Origin of the sequence: Sneathiella litorea (genome assembly GCF_009882915.1) — a bacterium.
Taxonomy (GTDB): domain Bacteria; phylum Pseudomonadota; class Alphaproteobacteria; order Sneathiellales; family Sneathiellaceae; genus Sneathiella; species Sneathiella litorea.
On sequence record NZ_WTUW01000001.1, the window covers coordinates 1,111,515 to 1,127,215 of the forward strand.

At 49.1% G+C, this 15,701-nt stretch carries 14 protein-coding genes; 10 read left to right on the forward strand and 4 right to left on the reverse strand.

The window, feature by feature from the left end:
• Positions 1–19 precede the first annotated feature (19 nt).
• Positions 20–226 (forward strand): CsbD family protein, encoded by a 207-nt coding sequence (locus GQE98_RS05370; protein WP_161314594.1) that lies wholly within the window; start codon positions 20–22, stop codon positions 224–226.
• 261 nt (positions 227–487) lie between these two features.
• Here GQE98_RS05370 and GQE98_RS05375 read toward each other — a convergent pair whose 3' ends face one another.
• The 4 genes from GQE98_RS05375 to GQE98_RS05390 all read right to left on the reverse strand — a co-directional run bounded on the left by GQE98_RS05375 (position 488) and on the right by GQE98_RS05390 (position 4,780).
• A complete protein-coding gene (locus GQE98_RS05375) occupies positions 488–1,762 on the reverse strand; it encodes an amidohydrolase family protein (RefSeq protein WP_202526093.1) in 1,275 nt (424 codons plus the stop codon).
• Positions 1,763–1,817: 55 nt separating this feature from the next.
• Positions 1,818–2,597 (reverse strand): alpha/beta fold hydrolase, encoded by a 780-nt coding sequence (locus tag GQE98_RS05380; protein ID WP_161314595.1) that lies wholly within the window; start codon positions 2,595–2,597, stop codon positions 1,818–1,820.
• Positions 2,597–3,472 (reverse strand): fumarylacetoacetate hydrolase family protein, encoded by an 876-nt coding sequence (locus GQE98_RS05385; protein ID WP_161314817.1) that lies wholly within the window; start codon positions 3,470–3,472, stop codon positions 2,597–2,599. Before GQE98_RS05385 ends, GQE98_RS05380 begins: the two co-directional genes overlap by 1 nt.
• A gap of 297 nt (positions 3,473–3,769) precedes the next feature.
• A complete protein-coding gene (locus GQE98_RS05390) occupies positions 3,770–4,780 on the reverse strand; it encodes a LacI family DNA-binding transcriptional regulator (RefSeq protein WP_161314596.1) in 1,011 nt (336 codons plus the stop codon).
• A 201-nt stretch (positions 4,781–4,981) separates the two neighbouring features.
• On the opposite strand from GQE98_RS05390, the gene GQE98_RS05395 reads away from it, so the two are divergent.
• From GQE98_RS05395 to GQE98_RS05435, 9 genes are all read left to right on the forward strand, one after another.
• Entirely contained in the window at positions 4,982–5,704 is a 723-nt protein-coding gene (locus GQE98_RS05395) for a cysteine hydrolase family protein (RefSeq protein WP_161314597.1), read from the forward strand.
• A gap of 172 nt (positions 5,705–5,876) precedes the next feature.
• Positions 5,877–7,094: a substrate-binding protein gene (locus GQE98_RS05400; protein WP_161314598.1), complete on the forward strand. Its 1,218-nt coding sequence runs from the start codon at positions 5,877–5,879 to the stop codon at positions 7,092–7,094.
• A 48-nt stretch (positions 7,095–7,142) separates the two neighbouring features.
• Entirely contained in the window at positions 7,143–7,988 is an 846-nt protein-coding gene (gene urtB / locus GQE98_RS05405) for an urea ABC transporter permease subunit UrtB (protein WP_161314599.1), read from the forward strand.
• Entirely contained in the window at positions 7,988–8,983 is a 996-nt protein-coding gene (locus GQE98_RS05410; RefSeq protein ID WP_161314600.1) for a branched-chain amino acid ABC transporter permease, read from the forward strand. Before urtB ends, GQE98_RS05410 begins: the two co-directional genes overlap by 1 nt.
• 13 nt (positions 8,984–8,996) lie before the next feature.
• Positions 8,997–9,725, forward strand: coding sequence for an ATP-binding cassette domain-containing protein (locus GQE98_RS05415; protein ID WP_161314601.1), 729 nt, complete (start codon positions 8,997–8,999; stop codon positions 9,723–9,725).
• On the forward strand, positions 9,725–10,435 hold the full coding sequence (locus GQE98_RS05420; RefSeq protein ID WP_202526095.1) for an ABC transporter ATP-binding protein: 711 nt from the start codon (positions 9,725–9,727) through the stop codon (positions 10,433–10,435). Before GQE98_RS05415 ends, GQE98_RS05420 begins: the two co-directional genes overlap by 1 nt.
• A 75-nt stretch (positions 10,436–10,510) precedes the next feature.
• Positions 10,511–11,506: an aldo/keto reductase gene (locus GQE98_RS05425; RefSeq protein WP_161314602.1), complete on the forward strand. Its 996-nt coding sequence runs from the start codon at positions 10,511–10,513 to the stop codon at positions 11,504–11,506.
• Positions 11,507–11,748: 242 nt separating this feature from the next.
• A complete protein-coding gene (locus GQE98_RS05430) occupies positions 11,749–14,199 on the forward strand; it encodes a GcvT family protein (RefSeq protein ID WP_161314603.1) in 2,451 nt (816 codons plus the stop codon).
• A gap of 319 nt (positions 14,200–14,518) precedes the next feature.
• Positions 14,519–15,661, forward strand: a complete 1,143-nt coding sequence (locus tag GQE98_RS05435) for a CaiB/BaiF CoA transferase family protein (protein WP_161314604.1) — start codon at positions 14,519–14,521, stop codon at positions 15,659–15,661.
• Positions 15,662–15,701 lie beyond the last annotated feature (40 nt).

A 15,701-nucleotide genomic window follows, 5' to 3' on the forward strand; every position in this document is an offset into this window, starting at 1 on the left:
GATTGAAAAGGAAGACAACATGCTAAACCAAGATATCCTGAAGGGTAAATGGAAGCAGATCAAAGGCGAAGCCCAGAAAAAATGGGGCAAGCTAACTGAAGATGATCTGGACCAGATAAATGGTGACCGTGAGATATTCCTGGGAAAAATTCAGGAAAATTACGGTGTGGCACGAGAAGATGCCGAGGCCATGCTTGATGAATTCGAACGAGAGCAAGCATCCTAGATCAAACTGAAAAATAGAGCGCCGCAGCTAAATTGCGGCGCTCTTTTTATATGTGATTTAGTAGCGTAGCTCATTAAGGCGTTATCAGAGGAGAACTGGTCTTTATACGTCGTGGTAACGAGAACCTTCTCCATAAATGCGGCATCGAAATTTGTCGCATGGCTGTGCGTTATTAGATGACATCACACGCAAAAACTATTGTTGGTAGCTGAGTGAGCAATCAGGGTTCACTCGTTTTCTTGCTCCTGACCGTTCGGATTGTTAAAGGCGCGGTGCTTTATGGAATTCGCCATCCTTCATGATTGCAAGAATTTTCTGTCTTTGTTGCAGTAAGCCAACGTCCTGAATTGGATCCCCGTCAATAAGTAGAATGTCGGCAAGATAACCCTCCTTTATCATCCCGAGTTCATTTCCCATTTCCATTATTTCACCGCCGTATTTTGTTGCAGACTGGATTGCTTCCATTGGTGAAAAACCAAGCAGGTCAACATATGTCTTGATATCTGTGGCGTTAGTGCCCTGCGGTGTCCAGGCAAAACCATAGTCGCCCCCTATGCAGATGCGAATTCCTCGTTTGTGCATTTTTTTCATGGTTTCAACGCAACTTTCAAGCTCTCGCGCATACTCGATTGCGAGAGGAGAGTCTGGCTTGATACCCCATTCTTCCGCATGCTGTGATGTGTTGATTAACCAAGCTATACCGGGTGCAACAAAATGTTTGTCTTTCGCGGCCTCGAGCATATCGAGTGCTTCCTCATCCGCAAATGAAGCATGGTAAATATTCTCAATACCATGACGAACACATTGCTTGATAGACTCCGAAGATCGCGCGTGAGCGGCGAGCGTTTTATTACGACGGCGAGCTTCCTGCACCGCCATGGCAACTTCTTCCTCTGCCATCGGTGTTTCCTCAGCGCCAACACCTGCAATTGTCTCGCCGGAGAGATTAAGCTTGATCGTGTCAACGCCATACTTAATGAGTGTACGCACAGTTCGCCGAATTTCTTCTGGCCCAGAAACCACGAGTCCGAGGTTCAGGCCCTCATGTGGAATATGGGAGGGCGCGGAATCGCCGAGCCCTCCGACGGTTGTTATTTCGGGGCCCGCAGAAAGATAGCGTGGTCCAGGGTAGCGACCCTCGTCAATAAAGCGTTTGGCAACAACGTCCAGTCGCGGCTTCGCGGCCGCGGCCCCACGTCCGGAGGTAATACCTGAATCAAGGACCAGCTTTGCCATTTCCATGGTCACCAGCATATGCTCTTCGACTTCCATGAACTGGATAGGGTCGATGCCCGGTGCATTATTCCAGGAAAGATGCAGATGTGAATCGATCATTCCCGGCATTAATGTGGCACCCTTGCAATCGATAACAGTGGTCCCGTCAGTTACTGATTGCGACCCGTCCGCGGGCGCGCTTCCCTTGGTAATTTTCTTAATGCGGTTGCCCTCAACGAGGACCTGTCCCGCATAGGGCAATTCCCCGGTTGCATCCAGAATTTGTGCGTTAATGAACAATTTTCTTTTAGTTTCGGTCACTGCATCCTCCCAACTTATGTGTGCCTATTCTTCGACAGGCTTTGTTACTTTGAGGCTAAGCTTGATTTTTCCGGATGAAATGGCTGAGCAGGATATTAACCTCAGCACTTTTTTCCACGGGTGCCCAGTGACCGCAATCACTGATAATTGAAAGTTGGGCATGGGCAATTTTTGCAGCAAGTTCTTCTGTCATGCCAACGGGCGCAACCGGGTCAACATCCCCGGTGATCAACAACGTTGGTGCCTTGATCTGGGTTGCATCGACAGCCTTCGCCGTCGAAAGCGCCTCGCAGGTCCTTGCATAACCTTCAGCATTTTGCCGCATTATGCTCTCGCGGACAAAGGCGGATACCTCTGGTTTCGTTTCTCGTGTCACCGGCGAAAGCGTATTGGCAATTATCTGGTCCGCAATGTCTGACATTCCGCCGTTCCGAGCGGCCTCGGCCCTTGCCTGTAGACCATTTCTCGCAGCTTCCGGAGGCTCGATAATCGCGCCGAATAGCGTTAGGGAGGCGACTAAGTCGCTATTTGTGGTGGCAATCTGCTGGCACATGATGGTCCCCAGTGAATGGCCAACAAAATGCGCCTGGGTAACGCCAAGGGCATCTAATGCACTGACGATTTGATTTGAAAAGTAATCTATGGAAAGGGCGTCTGATGGAACGGGGGATCGGCCAGCGCCGGGCATATCGAAGCGTATTACCTTATAGCCTTGAAGTGCCGCCATTTGAGACTGGTAACTGTTCGACGTTCCCCCAAGTCCATGAATCATCACGACCGGGAATCCTTCACCGTCTACTTCACAAATGCAGGCGCCTGCGTTTATTGTTGCCATCAATTAATCTCCTGAAATTTGTTCTCGAGTGATCCAATTCCATCAATCTCAACCCTTACGACATCGCCGCCTTTCAGATATTTTGGAGGTGTAAAGCCGATTCCGACGCCAGCGGGTGTTCCCGTCGCAATGATATCTCCCGGCATCAAGGTTATGCCTTCGGAGATCGTTGAAATAATTGTTGGAATATCAAAAATGAGCAGACCCGTGTTGGAGTCTTGCCGCAATTCATCATTTACGAAGCACCGGATACCCGTGTTCGTAACATCGATTTCATCCTTCGATACTGCCCATGGCCCCATAGGGCAGAAAGTATCCTGTGATTTTCCTATCAGCCATTGGCTATATTTTCCTTGGAGATCCCGGGCGGTTACATCATTGATAATGGAGTAACCCCAAACGTGATCAAATGCATTTTCTGCTGTAATGCCCTGACCACCCTTGCCGATTATAACGGCCAGTTCGGCTTCATAGTCGATTGCCGTTGAAACAGCGTTGTTGATGATAACGTCTTCACCAGTGGCGATAACAGTTTGGGGCAGTTTTGAAAAGATGATGGGACTCTTCGGCACGGCACCCGCCGTGGCACTTGAATCAAATCCACTGTTGGCGAACTCATGAGCATGTTCATGATAGTTCTTGCCGACACAGAATATGTTCCGATGCGGCAGTGGGATGGGAGCTTCGATTTGAACATCTGCCAAGGGAATTGGCGCGAATGTCTCAGGTAATCCATTTTCATTGGCTTTAATTAATGAGAGCAGGCCGGAAGCTGCAACGTCCGTCGGAAAGTCGATTGGTAAGACAGATTGGTTGTCATCGCTGAGAATGCCTACCTTCCGTTCGCCGTGAGTTGAGAATGTTAGTACCTTCACCATGAAATTTACAATACCTCTTATTGTACTATTGAACCCAAGATAATTATTTAGGAGAATGGAAAAATGACAGTATAACTTCCTATATCTGTATTTAAATATTTTAGGTGATGTTCGTTATTCATGATGTTTTCATTGACAAAACGTTTTGTCAAGAGTTTTGTGTGGGGTCGCCGGATTGAGGCCGTTCGTCAGGTTTGGTCGGTGCAACTCAATAGATGATGGCCTTATGCTAGAGCGTAACGCTAGAAAACAACCATGGTCGGAAAGTCGGATGGCTTGAAACTAGTGAAAGGGCTACTTCGTGCCAGTAGAAGAGCCGCGTATTTGCAGATCGACGGGAACTACATGGTTGCCCTCATGTTTATGTCCTTCAATTTCATCGATCAGGAGTTTGGCGGCGTTTATGCCGACTTCATTTGGGTGAAGATCCAGAGCGGTAAGAGGTGGAACGACGAGGCGAGCGGCACCGCTATCGGTTCCGGCGGTAATCAGGCAGTCCTGTGGAACCGACAGTCCGAGAGATTCGACGGCCATCATGGCGCCCATAGCGTAACGGTCAGTGACGCAGTGAATGGCGTCCGGCTTTGTTGGGCCTGAGAAAAGCTCAAGTGTCGCGTGGTAAGCGATTGTTTCATTTATGCCGCCTGCCAGTTGCCTGTCCATTGGGGATTGTCCGTGTTGTGCGCACCATTCCCTATATGTCTGCAAGGTTTCCCGGCTATAGGAATAGTCCCCGGGAGTGGTCAGGAGAGCGACCTGTGTTGCCCCGTTTTCCACGAGATGATTAAGAACTAGCAGTATTGCCTGTACATTATCATTATCCACCCAAAGGCCTTCTCCGGCCTTCTGGTTCGTGTCGCGACCGGTGGTGACAACGACTATATTCTTTCGCTTTAATTCATTAATAAGCGGATCGCCACTGATAGGATCAATAAGGATGACGCCATCAGTTCTAGTCCAGTCAGAATCGTGAGTGTTTGCCGGAAGCATCATTGTTAGATGATAACCTCTGGCTGCTGCTATGCTTGAGGCGCCAGCCACAATCTGGATAAAATATTCAAGTTCGATCAGAGATACCTGATGCGCAGATGAGCGCGAATGCAGGATTGCTACTTGTCCCGTCCTGCTGCTTTGTAAGCTGCGCGCTGCTGTGCTTGCTCGATATCCTAGCTGGTCGGCGGCGGCTCGAACTTTCCTGGCCGTTTCGGCATCAATACGGCCTTTTCCATTCAAGGTATGGGAAACGGTTGTGACAGAAACACCTGCGGCGGCGGCAACATCGCGGATTGTGGGTCGTTTCACCATTTTATCAGTCTCATTGAAAAAGCTGTCGAGAATACAATTGATATACCACATCAAAAAAATAATACAAAGCTCTTGACAAAACGTTTTGGCTATGGATATTATTTTAAAATTCGATCTTTAACAGTCGATTTTAAATAAAAAATCGTCGAATTACAAGTATATCTATTGTGTTTTAACAATAGATTCTTCGCAGGAATTAAAATGAGCAATTTGGATTTAGATGCCATATGTAACCGGGACTACAAAGTAGTTACGAAAATCGACCCTAAGAAGACAATTCTTCTTGTCATTGATATGCAGCGGTTCTTCCTGGAGCCCGGCCAGCCAGCCTATTTACCAGGCGGAGATGGGGCGCCTTCAGGGGTTGATGTGATCGCACCAAGCGCCAAGGTTATCGAGTGGTGTCGTGAAAAAGGTATTACTGTCATGTACTCCAAATGGGGGTTGCGGGGTGACGGATGGGATGTTGGGCGGTGGGCCGATAAATGGCCAACCTGGAACGCCGGAACGCCGGAAGGGCCGGCTTGGCCACCGGAGGGGCCGGAGTCATCAGGGCGTTTTCGCAACTACTCCTATGCAACAGATATTGTACAGGAGTTAGAGCCCGCAGAAGGCGAGTTGGTTCTGGCCAAAAGCCGCTACAGTTCTTTCGATGGCACTATTCTTGATACTTCGCTCCGCGAGCGGCCAGAAGTGGATACGATCCTCATGATCGGGGTAACGACCGGTTTTTGCGTACGTTATACGGCGAATGATGCGTTTGCCCGCAATTACCGTGTTGGGGTTATCGCCGATTGTACGTCGGCTGTTAATGATCCTCTTTTTGAAGAGGGAGGGGCTGGACAGTATGTTGCGGCCTTACGAGATATTTCGATTGGCCTCGGAGACGTCATGTCGAGTGAGGAACTTTTCAAAATGTTATAATCACATTGCGCCACGGTAGAATATTTTACCGTGGCGCAATTGATTTAGGCGTTATGAATTACTTGAGTTGCTGGAGTTAAAGTCTGTTTTTGTAGTTGTTAATCGTCAATCGGCATGCCGCAAAATGCGGAGATGTCCAATAGTTTGTCAAATAAATAGGAGGTAGCATTTTATGTCTAAAACTGAGAAACCAAACCATCTCTCTGGGGCGACATTGAGCCGCCGCAGATTTGGCAAACTGGCGGTTGGCGCGGCGGTTGGTGGAACCGTTTTGCAAGCGCCCTGGATTATTTCTGCCCGTGGCGAGGAAACAGTTAAGTTGGGCGGTCTTTTCCATATGACTGGTGCGGGGTCTGTCTGGGGGCCATCCATGCAGCAGTGTATGGAGTATGCCATTAACGAAATCAATTCATCGGGCGGCGTTCTGGGGCGTCAGCTCGCGATGCTCGCAGAAGATGATAATACCAGCCCTGACATCGGTATTCAGAAATCAACCAAGATGATCCAGGCAGATGGCGCCAAAGCTCTGTTTGGTGTTGTTTACTCTAGTGTGCGCGCCGCTGTTGCAGCAAATGTTGCCGCGCGCTTCCGGGTTCCATACTTTTATCCGACATATTGGGAAGGTGGCACCTCTTGCGGTCGATATTATGTTTCAATGGGGGCTGTACCAAACCAGCAGCTGGACTATTTCATTCCATATCTTGTTGAGAAATTTGGTCCTCGCATTTACTGCGTTGGACAGGACTATATCTGGCCACGCCAGTCGATTGAAATCGTTGAAACCCTGCTGAAGAAGCATGGGGGTGAATTGGTTGGAAAAGAGTTTGTCCCATTTGATCAAAGCGACTGGTCCTCGGTTATCCGTCGCATAAAAGATGCCAAGCCGGACGTCTTTTTCCCCTTCATTGGTGGCGGTCTTGTCGACTGTATCAAGCAATATTACGATTTTGGTTTAGGCGAAACGGCAATTGCCTCAACCTTGATGGACGAGTTGTTTGTTCCGGCGTTTCCACCAGAATTGCGTGAAGGCATGCAATGTTCCGTATCCTATCTTATGGACCTGGATAATCCGGTGAATAATGCTTTTATCGCGGGCTATAAGAAAGCCTACGGTGAGGACGCGGTGGTGAACAACATGGGTGAAGCATTGTACGATAGTGTGCATCTATGGAAACTGGCTACCGAGAAGGCTGGAAGTTTTGATATTGAAGATACGGTTGATGCCCTCGGTGGATTGAGTTTTAACGCTCCGCAGGGAGAAATCAGTATCCAGGCAAGTTCAAATCATGCGGCCCTGCATCAAATCATTGCAGAGGTGCGTGCGGATGGCAGCTTCGAAGTCATTAAGGATTTCGGCAAGGTTGAGCCAATAACAGACTGCAAAGTCTAATAACTATCGGCAATAGAAAAAAGTCAGCACAAGGGGGAAGTATCGATTATGGAAGCACTTGTTATTCAAACACTAAATGGTGTTAGTTTAGCTTCTATTCTTATTCTGACGTCCCTTGGGCTGGCCGTTATCTTCGGTATGCTTGGCGTTGTGAATCTTGCTCATGGTGAGTTGTTTATGCTGGGCGCTTACGCGGTCGCGACGATGAGCAAGTTGGGATTGTCTCCCTGGTGGGGGTTGCTGGTCGCGCCAATCGTGGTCGGTGCTATTGGAATGCTAATCGAGCGAACAATTATCCGTAGGCTTTATCATCGACCGATTGATACGTTGCTCGCGACCTGGGGTGTCTCGATCGTAATTCGACAAGTTGTGCGCCTGATATACGGTACGGGGCATATGTCCTCTACATCCCTGATGGTCGGAAGCACGACGGTCTTTGGATATGAATATCCAACATATCGGTTGTTTGTTATCCTTGTTACGGTTCTCGTCGTCCTCCTCACCTTTTTTCTCTATTTTAAAACAACATTTGGACTGAAAATCAGGCTGGTTATTAGTAACCGGAGCATGGCGCGCGCACTTGGTATCAATACGAGCAAGACAGATATGTGGGCCTTTGGCATTGCCTCCGCGTTAGGCGGTCTGGCCGGCGCAATCATGAGCCCACTTGTTACCATTGACCCCGAAATGGGGCTCGCCTTCCTCGCAAAAGGGTTCATTGTTGTGATCGTCGGCGGTATTGGGAGCCTGTATGGGGTAATCGCGGGGGGCGCCGTCATCGGCGGTGGCGAAGCCGCAATATCATTCTTGCTAAGGCCTGTTGTTGCCCAGATTATTATCGTGTTGCTGGCAGTCGTAATCATCCGGGTGCGGCCAAAAGGAATTACAGGTTAATGATAAATAACGTATTGTATAAACAACCAAAATTTTGGGTTCTGGGTATCCTGTTTTTGGCATTATGTGCGTTTCCTCAAGTCACCAGCGGTTATCAAACAAGCCTGTTGGCCAAGTTCCTGGTTTTTGGCATTTTTGCTTTGAGCCTCGATTTGATCTGGGGATATTCGGGTATCGTGAACTTTGGCCACGCGATTTTCTTCGGCGCCGGGGCCTATGCTATGGGCATCGCCCTCAAATATCTTCCCTTTGCCGGGGCAACCTATTTTGCAGTGATATTTGCAATCCTTGTGCCGATGTTAATTGGTATATTGCTCGGGTATTTTCTTTTCTACGGAAGGGTCGGCGGTGTCTTTTTCGGCGTTGTAACGCTGGCCCTTACTGGTGTGGTCCAGTCTATTATCATCATCAGCTCAGACCTGACCGGTGGCATGAACGGACTGTTTGATTTTGCGCCACCAAAACTCGGTATTCCAGGGCTTATAGAGTTTGACCTCTACTCTCCGACTGTTGCTTATTACACCGTGCTGGCGGCTGCGATCGGCTGTTATCTTTTAGCCAGATATATTGTAAATAGTGACTTTGGACGTGTTATTCAGGCGATCCGTGAAGATGAAGATCGTGTCGAGTATCTCGGCTATAACGTCCCTTTTCTAAAGGTGGTTATTTTTGCAATTGCCTGTGGTATGGCAGGTTTCAGTGGCGCTCTTTATGTTCCACTCGGGTTTATTTCACCAGACCTTCTCAGTATCGAACGATCCGCTGTTGTCCTGGTTTGGGTGGCTGTTGGAGGGCGCGGAACACTGATTGGCGCATTCGTGGGAACGCTGGCGGTCAGCTATATGCAAACCTTCCTGTCCGATCAGTTTGTTGTTCTGTGGCTCCTGTTTATCGGGGTACTGGCAATTCTGGTTATTCTGATATGGCCTACCGGGATTGTTGGCTTTGCCAAGCGATACTCTTTGCGATCAATTTTCCCCTTCAAGCAATCATAAACGGCCACAGATAATGCTTCAGATTGAGAATTTACATAAACGATTTGGTGGGTTGACCGTCATGGACGGCCTCAACATAAATGTCGCCGAGGGAGAAACCCGTTGTATTATTGGCCCGAACGGTACCGGGAAAACAACCCTGTTCAATCTCATTACGGGCAAGATTAAGCCAGATTCGGGGGCTATTAAAATTGGTGGCCGAAATGTTGTGTCTCGCCGGGTCTATGAAATTGCCCGCTTGGGGGTAAGTCGGAAGTTTCAATCGCCGACAATCTTTGGTGACCTGACAGTTGAAGATAATCTGATTATAGCGGCAACAGGTCGCCGAAACTTTACGGATTTGATATTAAGCCGTCGCCATGGCGCCGAAAGCCGGATTGAGGAAATATTGGAGAAGCTGGAGTTCGGCGAATTCCGGAATGACCGTTCTGGTGACTTATCCCATGGTCAGCGCCAGTGGCTCGAAATTGGCATGGTATTGCTCAATGAGCCGGACCTCATTCTTCTGGATGAACCAACGGCGGGTATGACGCTTGCGGAAACGGCCCGTACGGCAGATCTTATCCGTCAGGTCCTGCACGGCAAAACGACGTTGGTTATCGAGCATGACATTGCGTTTGTCCGGCGTTTGGAGGCGCCCGTTACTGTCCTCTTTCGCGGAAAAGTGATGTGTGAAGGGTCTTTTGAGGACATTGCGGAAGATGAACAAGTTAGACGAATTTATCTTGGGGAGAATCCCTGATGAGTATTCTCGAGATTGAAGATCTAGACGTTGGATACGGGACGACAAAAATCTGTCGTTCGGTTTCTTTGACAGTTGGTGAGGGTGAACTTATTTGTCTCTTGGGGCGCAATGGCGTTGGTAAAACGACTTTGCTTCGTGGAATTATCGGCATGTTGCCGGCGACAAAAGGTCGTATCACTTTCAATGGTTCGGATATAACGGCAGCGGATGACTATGATCGTGCCAGGGCTGGTATTGGCTACGTGCCGCAAGGGCGCCTGGTTTTCCAGAAAATGACTGTTTTGGAGAATCTTCGTAGTGGAACGATGATTGGTGGAGATCGCCTTGGATCCTACCCTGATGAAGTTTTCTCGTATTTCCCTGTTCTTAAACAACGATTAAACCAGGCGGCGGGGACCTTGAGCGGAGGCGAGCAACAAATGCTGGCGCTTGCCCGCGTTTTATCGGGAAGGCCAAAACTTCTGTTATTAGATGAGCCGTCAGAGGGAATTCAACCAAGTATAGTCGCGGAAATTGCCGAAATACTGCAACGTATCAGACGGGAACGCGGACTGGCACTTCTCTTGGTTGAGCAAAACCTGAAATTCGCAAGGTCTATCTCTGAGCGTGGATATGTGATTGAGAAGGGGAGCATCGTGGCCGCCGGAACCGTTGAGGATCTTGCGGAAGATAGCGTCGTTCGCGAACATCTGACGTTTGCGAGTTAGGAGATCACACCTCTACAAATACCCAGGCCGAGGCTGCATCAAGGCCGCTCGTTATTCTGATCTAGGAGGTTTCTGATGCAATTGCGACGGCTTGGGAGAGAGTTGAAGGTTAGCCCTGTCGGCCTTGGTTGCATGGGAATGAGTTTCTCTTACGGTGGTCAGGAGGAACGAGCCGCGATCGCTACGTTGCATAAAGCTATCGATATTGGTGTTACCCATTTTGATACAGCGGAGCTTTACGGCCCTTTTGAAAACGAACGCCTACTCGGGAAAGCGTTTAAAGGCCGCAGGGGTAAGGTCACTATTGCAACGAAGTTTGGCTACAAATACTCGGATTGCGGAAAAGGATTCGACCGTGTGCTTGGCCTTGATAGCACTCCGGAGAATGTTAAAGCTGCCGCCGAAGCCTCACTTAAGCGTCTGAACACTGATGTAATTGACGTATACTATCAACATCGTGTTGATCCAGCCGTCCCAATTGAGGAAACTGTTGGCGCAATGGCTGATCTCGTTCAGGCCGGCAAAGTACGCGCGCTGGGTTTATCGGAAGTATCTTCCGGAACTATTCGTCGGGCACATGCAATACATCCAATTTCCGCGATTCAGAGCGAATATTCATTATGGAGTCGGGAGCCAGAAGCGGATGTTCTTCCCACATGCAGGGAGCTTGGAATTGGCTTTGTAGCTTACAGTCCGCTTGGTCGTGGTTTGCTAACCGGAACAATGGATCAGCCCGGCGCACTTTCAAAAGAAGACTGGCGATTAACCCTCCCCCGGTTCCAGCCAGGAAATATGGATGCCAATAAGGACTTGCTCAAAACCCTCGCTGAGATCGCGGCCATGAAAGGAGTGAGTGCAGCACAAATCAGCCTTGCCTGGGTTCTTCATCAGGGGGATGACATTGTTGCAATTCCCGGTTCACGTAAAATCCATCACCTAAAAGAAAACGTTCAAGCGGGTTTCATCAACTTAAGCGATGCTGAGATTTTGGAGATCTCCAGCGCTATTTCATCAGATAAAGTTGCAGGAAAACGCTACTCGGCGTCAGACCTTGACCACATCGATGGATAAGGCGTCTTTATTCAGGCGATTGACTATAAAAAAAACTGTTAAGCTTGTTGATCTCGAATGCAGTTCCGCCGCTCTATGATTGTTTTCTCGCCGGTCATTAGATACCTTCCATACTGATGAATAAGTTAGAGCATGACGATGGCCAATAAGTTCTATCAACGCGATGCAGTCTTCAGGCTTTGTCGCGGGTTCTTAGTTGGCCATTTGAACAAGTAACCCATCGCTATATCAAGGATTAAGCCATGAGTGAGTTGCCCAATAAAGCCCGCGTTGTCATCATCGGAGGAGGCGTGATCGGTTGCTCGGTTGCCTATCATCTTACAAAGCTCGGCTGGAAAGACGTTGTTCTGCTGGAGCGAAAACAGCTGACATCAGGAACAACCTGGCATGCGGCGGGCCTTATCGCGCAGCTGCGCGCTTCAAAAAACATGACGCGACTCGCAAAATACAGTCAGGAGCTTTATAGCAAACTGGAAGTGGAAACCGGCGTTTCGACGGGCATACGAGAGACAGGTTCAATCACGGTTGCCCTTACAGAAGAACGGAAAGAAGAAATTTTCCGGCAAGCGTCCATGGCTCGTGCTTTTGATGTGGAGATCGAGGAGATCAGCACGGCAGAGGTTAAGGCGCGATATGACTATCTCAATCTCGATGGCATAAAAGGGGCTGTTTGGCTTCCCCGTGATGGTCAGGCGGATCCGGGTAATATTGCGCTGGCCATGGCGAAGGGTGCGCGTCAGCGTGATGCTCAAATCTTCGAACGGGTTGCTGTTACAGATATCCGCATTACCGGACGGCGCGCAACAGGGGTGGACTGGCAGCGCGAAAATGGTGAGGTTGGCCATATTCAGGCGGATATGGTGGTAAATTGCGCTGGAATGTGGGGGCATCAGGTAGGCCGGTTAGCTGGCGTGAATGTTCCCCTGCACGCCTGCGAGCATTTCTATATCGTAACAGAAATTATAAAGGACCTGCCGCAATTGCCGGTCCTGCGGGTACCTGATGAATGCGCCTACTACAAGGAGGATGCGGGCAAAATTCTTCTCGGCGCATTTGAACCGGTGGCGAAGCCGTGGGGGATGAAAGGCATTCCTGATAATTTTGAGTTTGATCAACTGCCCGAAGACTTTGACCATTTTGAACCGATCCTGAGCGATGCCGTCAACAGAATGCCAATCTTGGCAGAGGCGGGTATACATACTTTTTTCAATGGTCCGGAAAGTTTTACTCCCGATGATGCATATCATATTGGCCTCGCGCCGGAACTCGATAACTTCTGGGTGGCGGCGGGTTTTAACTCCATTGGCATCCAATCAGCGGGCGGTGCGGGTATGGCGCTGGCCCAATGGATGGAAGATGGCATGAAGCCCTTTGATCTCGGGGATGTAGATATTTCGCGGATGCAGCCATTCCAGGGAAACCGCCATTATTTATTCGAACGATCAAAAGAAACTCTGGGCCTGCTGTATGCGGATCATTTCCCCTTCCGCCAGAAGGAAACGGCGCGCGGTATCCGTCGTTCCCCATTCCACCATGAAATGCTGGCGCGCGGCGCAGTGATGGGAGAGGTGGCCGGATGGGAAAGGCCAAACTGGTTTGCCAATTCTGGTCAGGATCGCCGCTATCGGTATAGCTGGAAGCGACAGAACTGGTTTGAGAATTCGGCGGCAGAACACAATGCAATCCGGACCAATGTGGGCATGTATGATATGTCCTCCTTCGGTAAGATACGCGTTGAAGGGCCAGATGCGGAAAGTTTCCTGAACTATGTTGCGGGTGGAGATTTCTCAGTACCAATTGGAAAGATCGTTTATACCCAGTTTCTGAATAAGAGGGGCGGCATCGAGGCGGACGTAACCGTGACGCGTCTTTCCGACACTGCGTATCTCGTTGTTACTCCAGCGGCAACCAGACTTGCCGATCAACGCTGGTTACAAGAACATAGCGGTGATTTCCGGGTTGTTGTAACCGACGTGACGGCGGGTGAAGGTATACTCGCCGTGATGGGGCCAAATTCACGTAAACTTCTTGAGATGGTCAGCCCTAATAACTTTGCAAATGATTACAACCCTTTCGGCACTGCTCAGAATATAGAGATCGGCATGGGCCTCGCCCGTGCCCACCGCGTTACATATGTCGGGGAGCTTGGTTGGGAAATATATGTCGCTGCCGATATGGCGGCTCATGTGTTTGAGGCATTGGTAGAAGCTGGAGAGGAGCTTGATCTTAAGCTTTGCGGGATGCATATGATGGATAGCTGCCGAATTGAAAAAGCTTTCCGTCATTTCGGGCATGATATCACATCACAGGATCACATCATTGATGCGGGCCTTGGATTTGCCGTTAAATCCACAAAGCCTGAATTTATCGGCCGCGATGCGGTGCTGGCACGGAAAGAAAGCGGACCTCATAATCGTATCTTGCAATTTCTTTTGACCGACCCCGAGCCTTTATTGTTTCACAATGAGCCTATTATCCGTGACGGAGAAATAGTTGGTTATCTTTCATCGGGAAGTTATGGGTATACGCTTGGGGCAGCCGTTGGCATGGGTTATGTGCCGTGCAAAGGGGAGAAACCAGCGGAAATCCTTGCGTCAGATTATGAAATTGAAGTCGCAGGTCGCCGCATAAAAGCTATTGTATCACTGAAGCCGATGTATGATCCTGAGGCAAAACGGGTAAAAGATATGTAACTTGTTCTTTGACCTTAAAGTTTAAAATTGTTCGCCTGCGCCGCACGCTTATCCTGAATTAATCTCGATAACGCTCTCCCCAATAAGAGTTGAAGACAGCAGTGGCTTTGCAGCAGCCTTGCTGTGAGTGAGGATGGCATTTATGGGTAGACGGATTAATTTTATCCGTTGGTTTCCCGATTTCTTCCGTAAGAAAGAAAGCGATTCTTGCTCTTTTGCGCACGGAGCAGCGGCGTGAAATTATACTTTTAAGTATGTCAGGTTTGGACTACCTTCTTCTTTGCCCTTCTTAAGAATTGAAAGAAAAAGAGATGTCAGGATGAGCGGTGCCTTGCCATTGGACGGCATTCGAGTTGTAGAAATGAGCCATATGGTGATGGGTCCTGCGTGCGGCATGATCCTTGCTCAGCTTGGTGCAGAAGTAATCAAGGTCGAACCACCTAAAGGTGACAAAACACGGGATTTAAAGGGAATGGGCACGGCGTTTTTTCCGCTTTTTAACCGTGGAAAGCGTAGCTTGGTTCTTGATCTCGCGCTTGAGAAAGACAGGGAAATTCTACACAAGCTTCTCGATACAACGGATGTTTTTATTGAGAATTTTAAAGATGGCCTTCTCGCGCGTCAGGGGCTGGAGCAGGAAACAATGCTCAAAAGACATCCTACACTGATTATTGCTGGTCATAAAGGGTTCTTATCCGGTCCGTACCAGCATCGCCCCGCGCTTGACGAGGTTGTGCAAATGATGTCGGGCCTTGCCATGATGACGGGCACCCGAGCGCGCCCGCTTCGTGTCGGCTCATCGGTCAATGATATTATGGGCGGTATGTTTGGCGTTATTGGGATACTGGCCGCCTTGCGCGAACGTGATAAAACAGCACAGGGAAAGAATATACGTATCGGACTCTTCGAAAATAGCCTGTTTTCCGTCGCCCAGCATATGGTCCAGTATGAGATGACGGGTGTACCTTCAACCCCGATGCCGGAGCGGACTCATGCATGGCCAGTTTATGATATTTTCGACACCAGTGACGATCAGAAAATATTTGTCGCGGTTGTAACTGATGGCCATTGGACGGCGTTCTGTCAAACCTATGATCTTCCTGAATTTCTGAAGGATGACCGGCTTGGTACCGCGACGGACCGGATCGAGGCGAGGTCCTGGACTATTCCTAAAGTGGCTGAGAAAATCAGAAAACACTCAATGGAGGCACTGAGTAAACGACTTGATGCGCTTAGTATTCCCTTTGCACCAATTAACAGTCCGGAAGATCTTTTTAATGATCCTCATGTTCAGCGCGAAGGCGGCCTCGTTCATTTCGAGGACAGTGACGGACAAACCTACCGCGCGCCGACCTTACCGCTTGAGCTGGATGGTGAAGCTCTTGGTGAAGGGTTGCATGTCCCCGCACTCGGCGCGGATACGGGCGACATCCTGAAGGAGCTTGGAATAACCAAAAAATAATTTCAGGGCTGTTTTTAATAAAGCAATGACGTAATAGTAG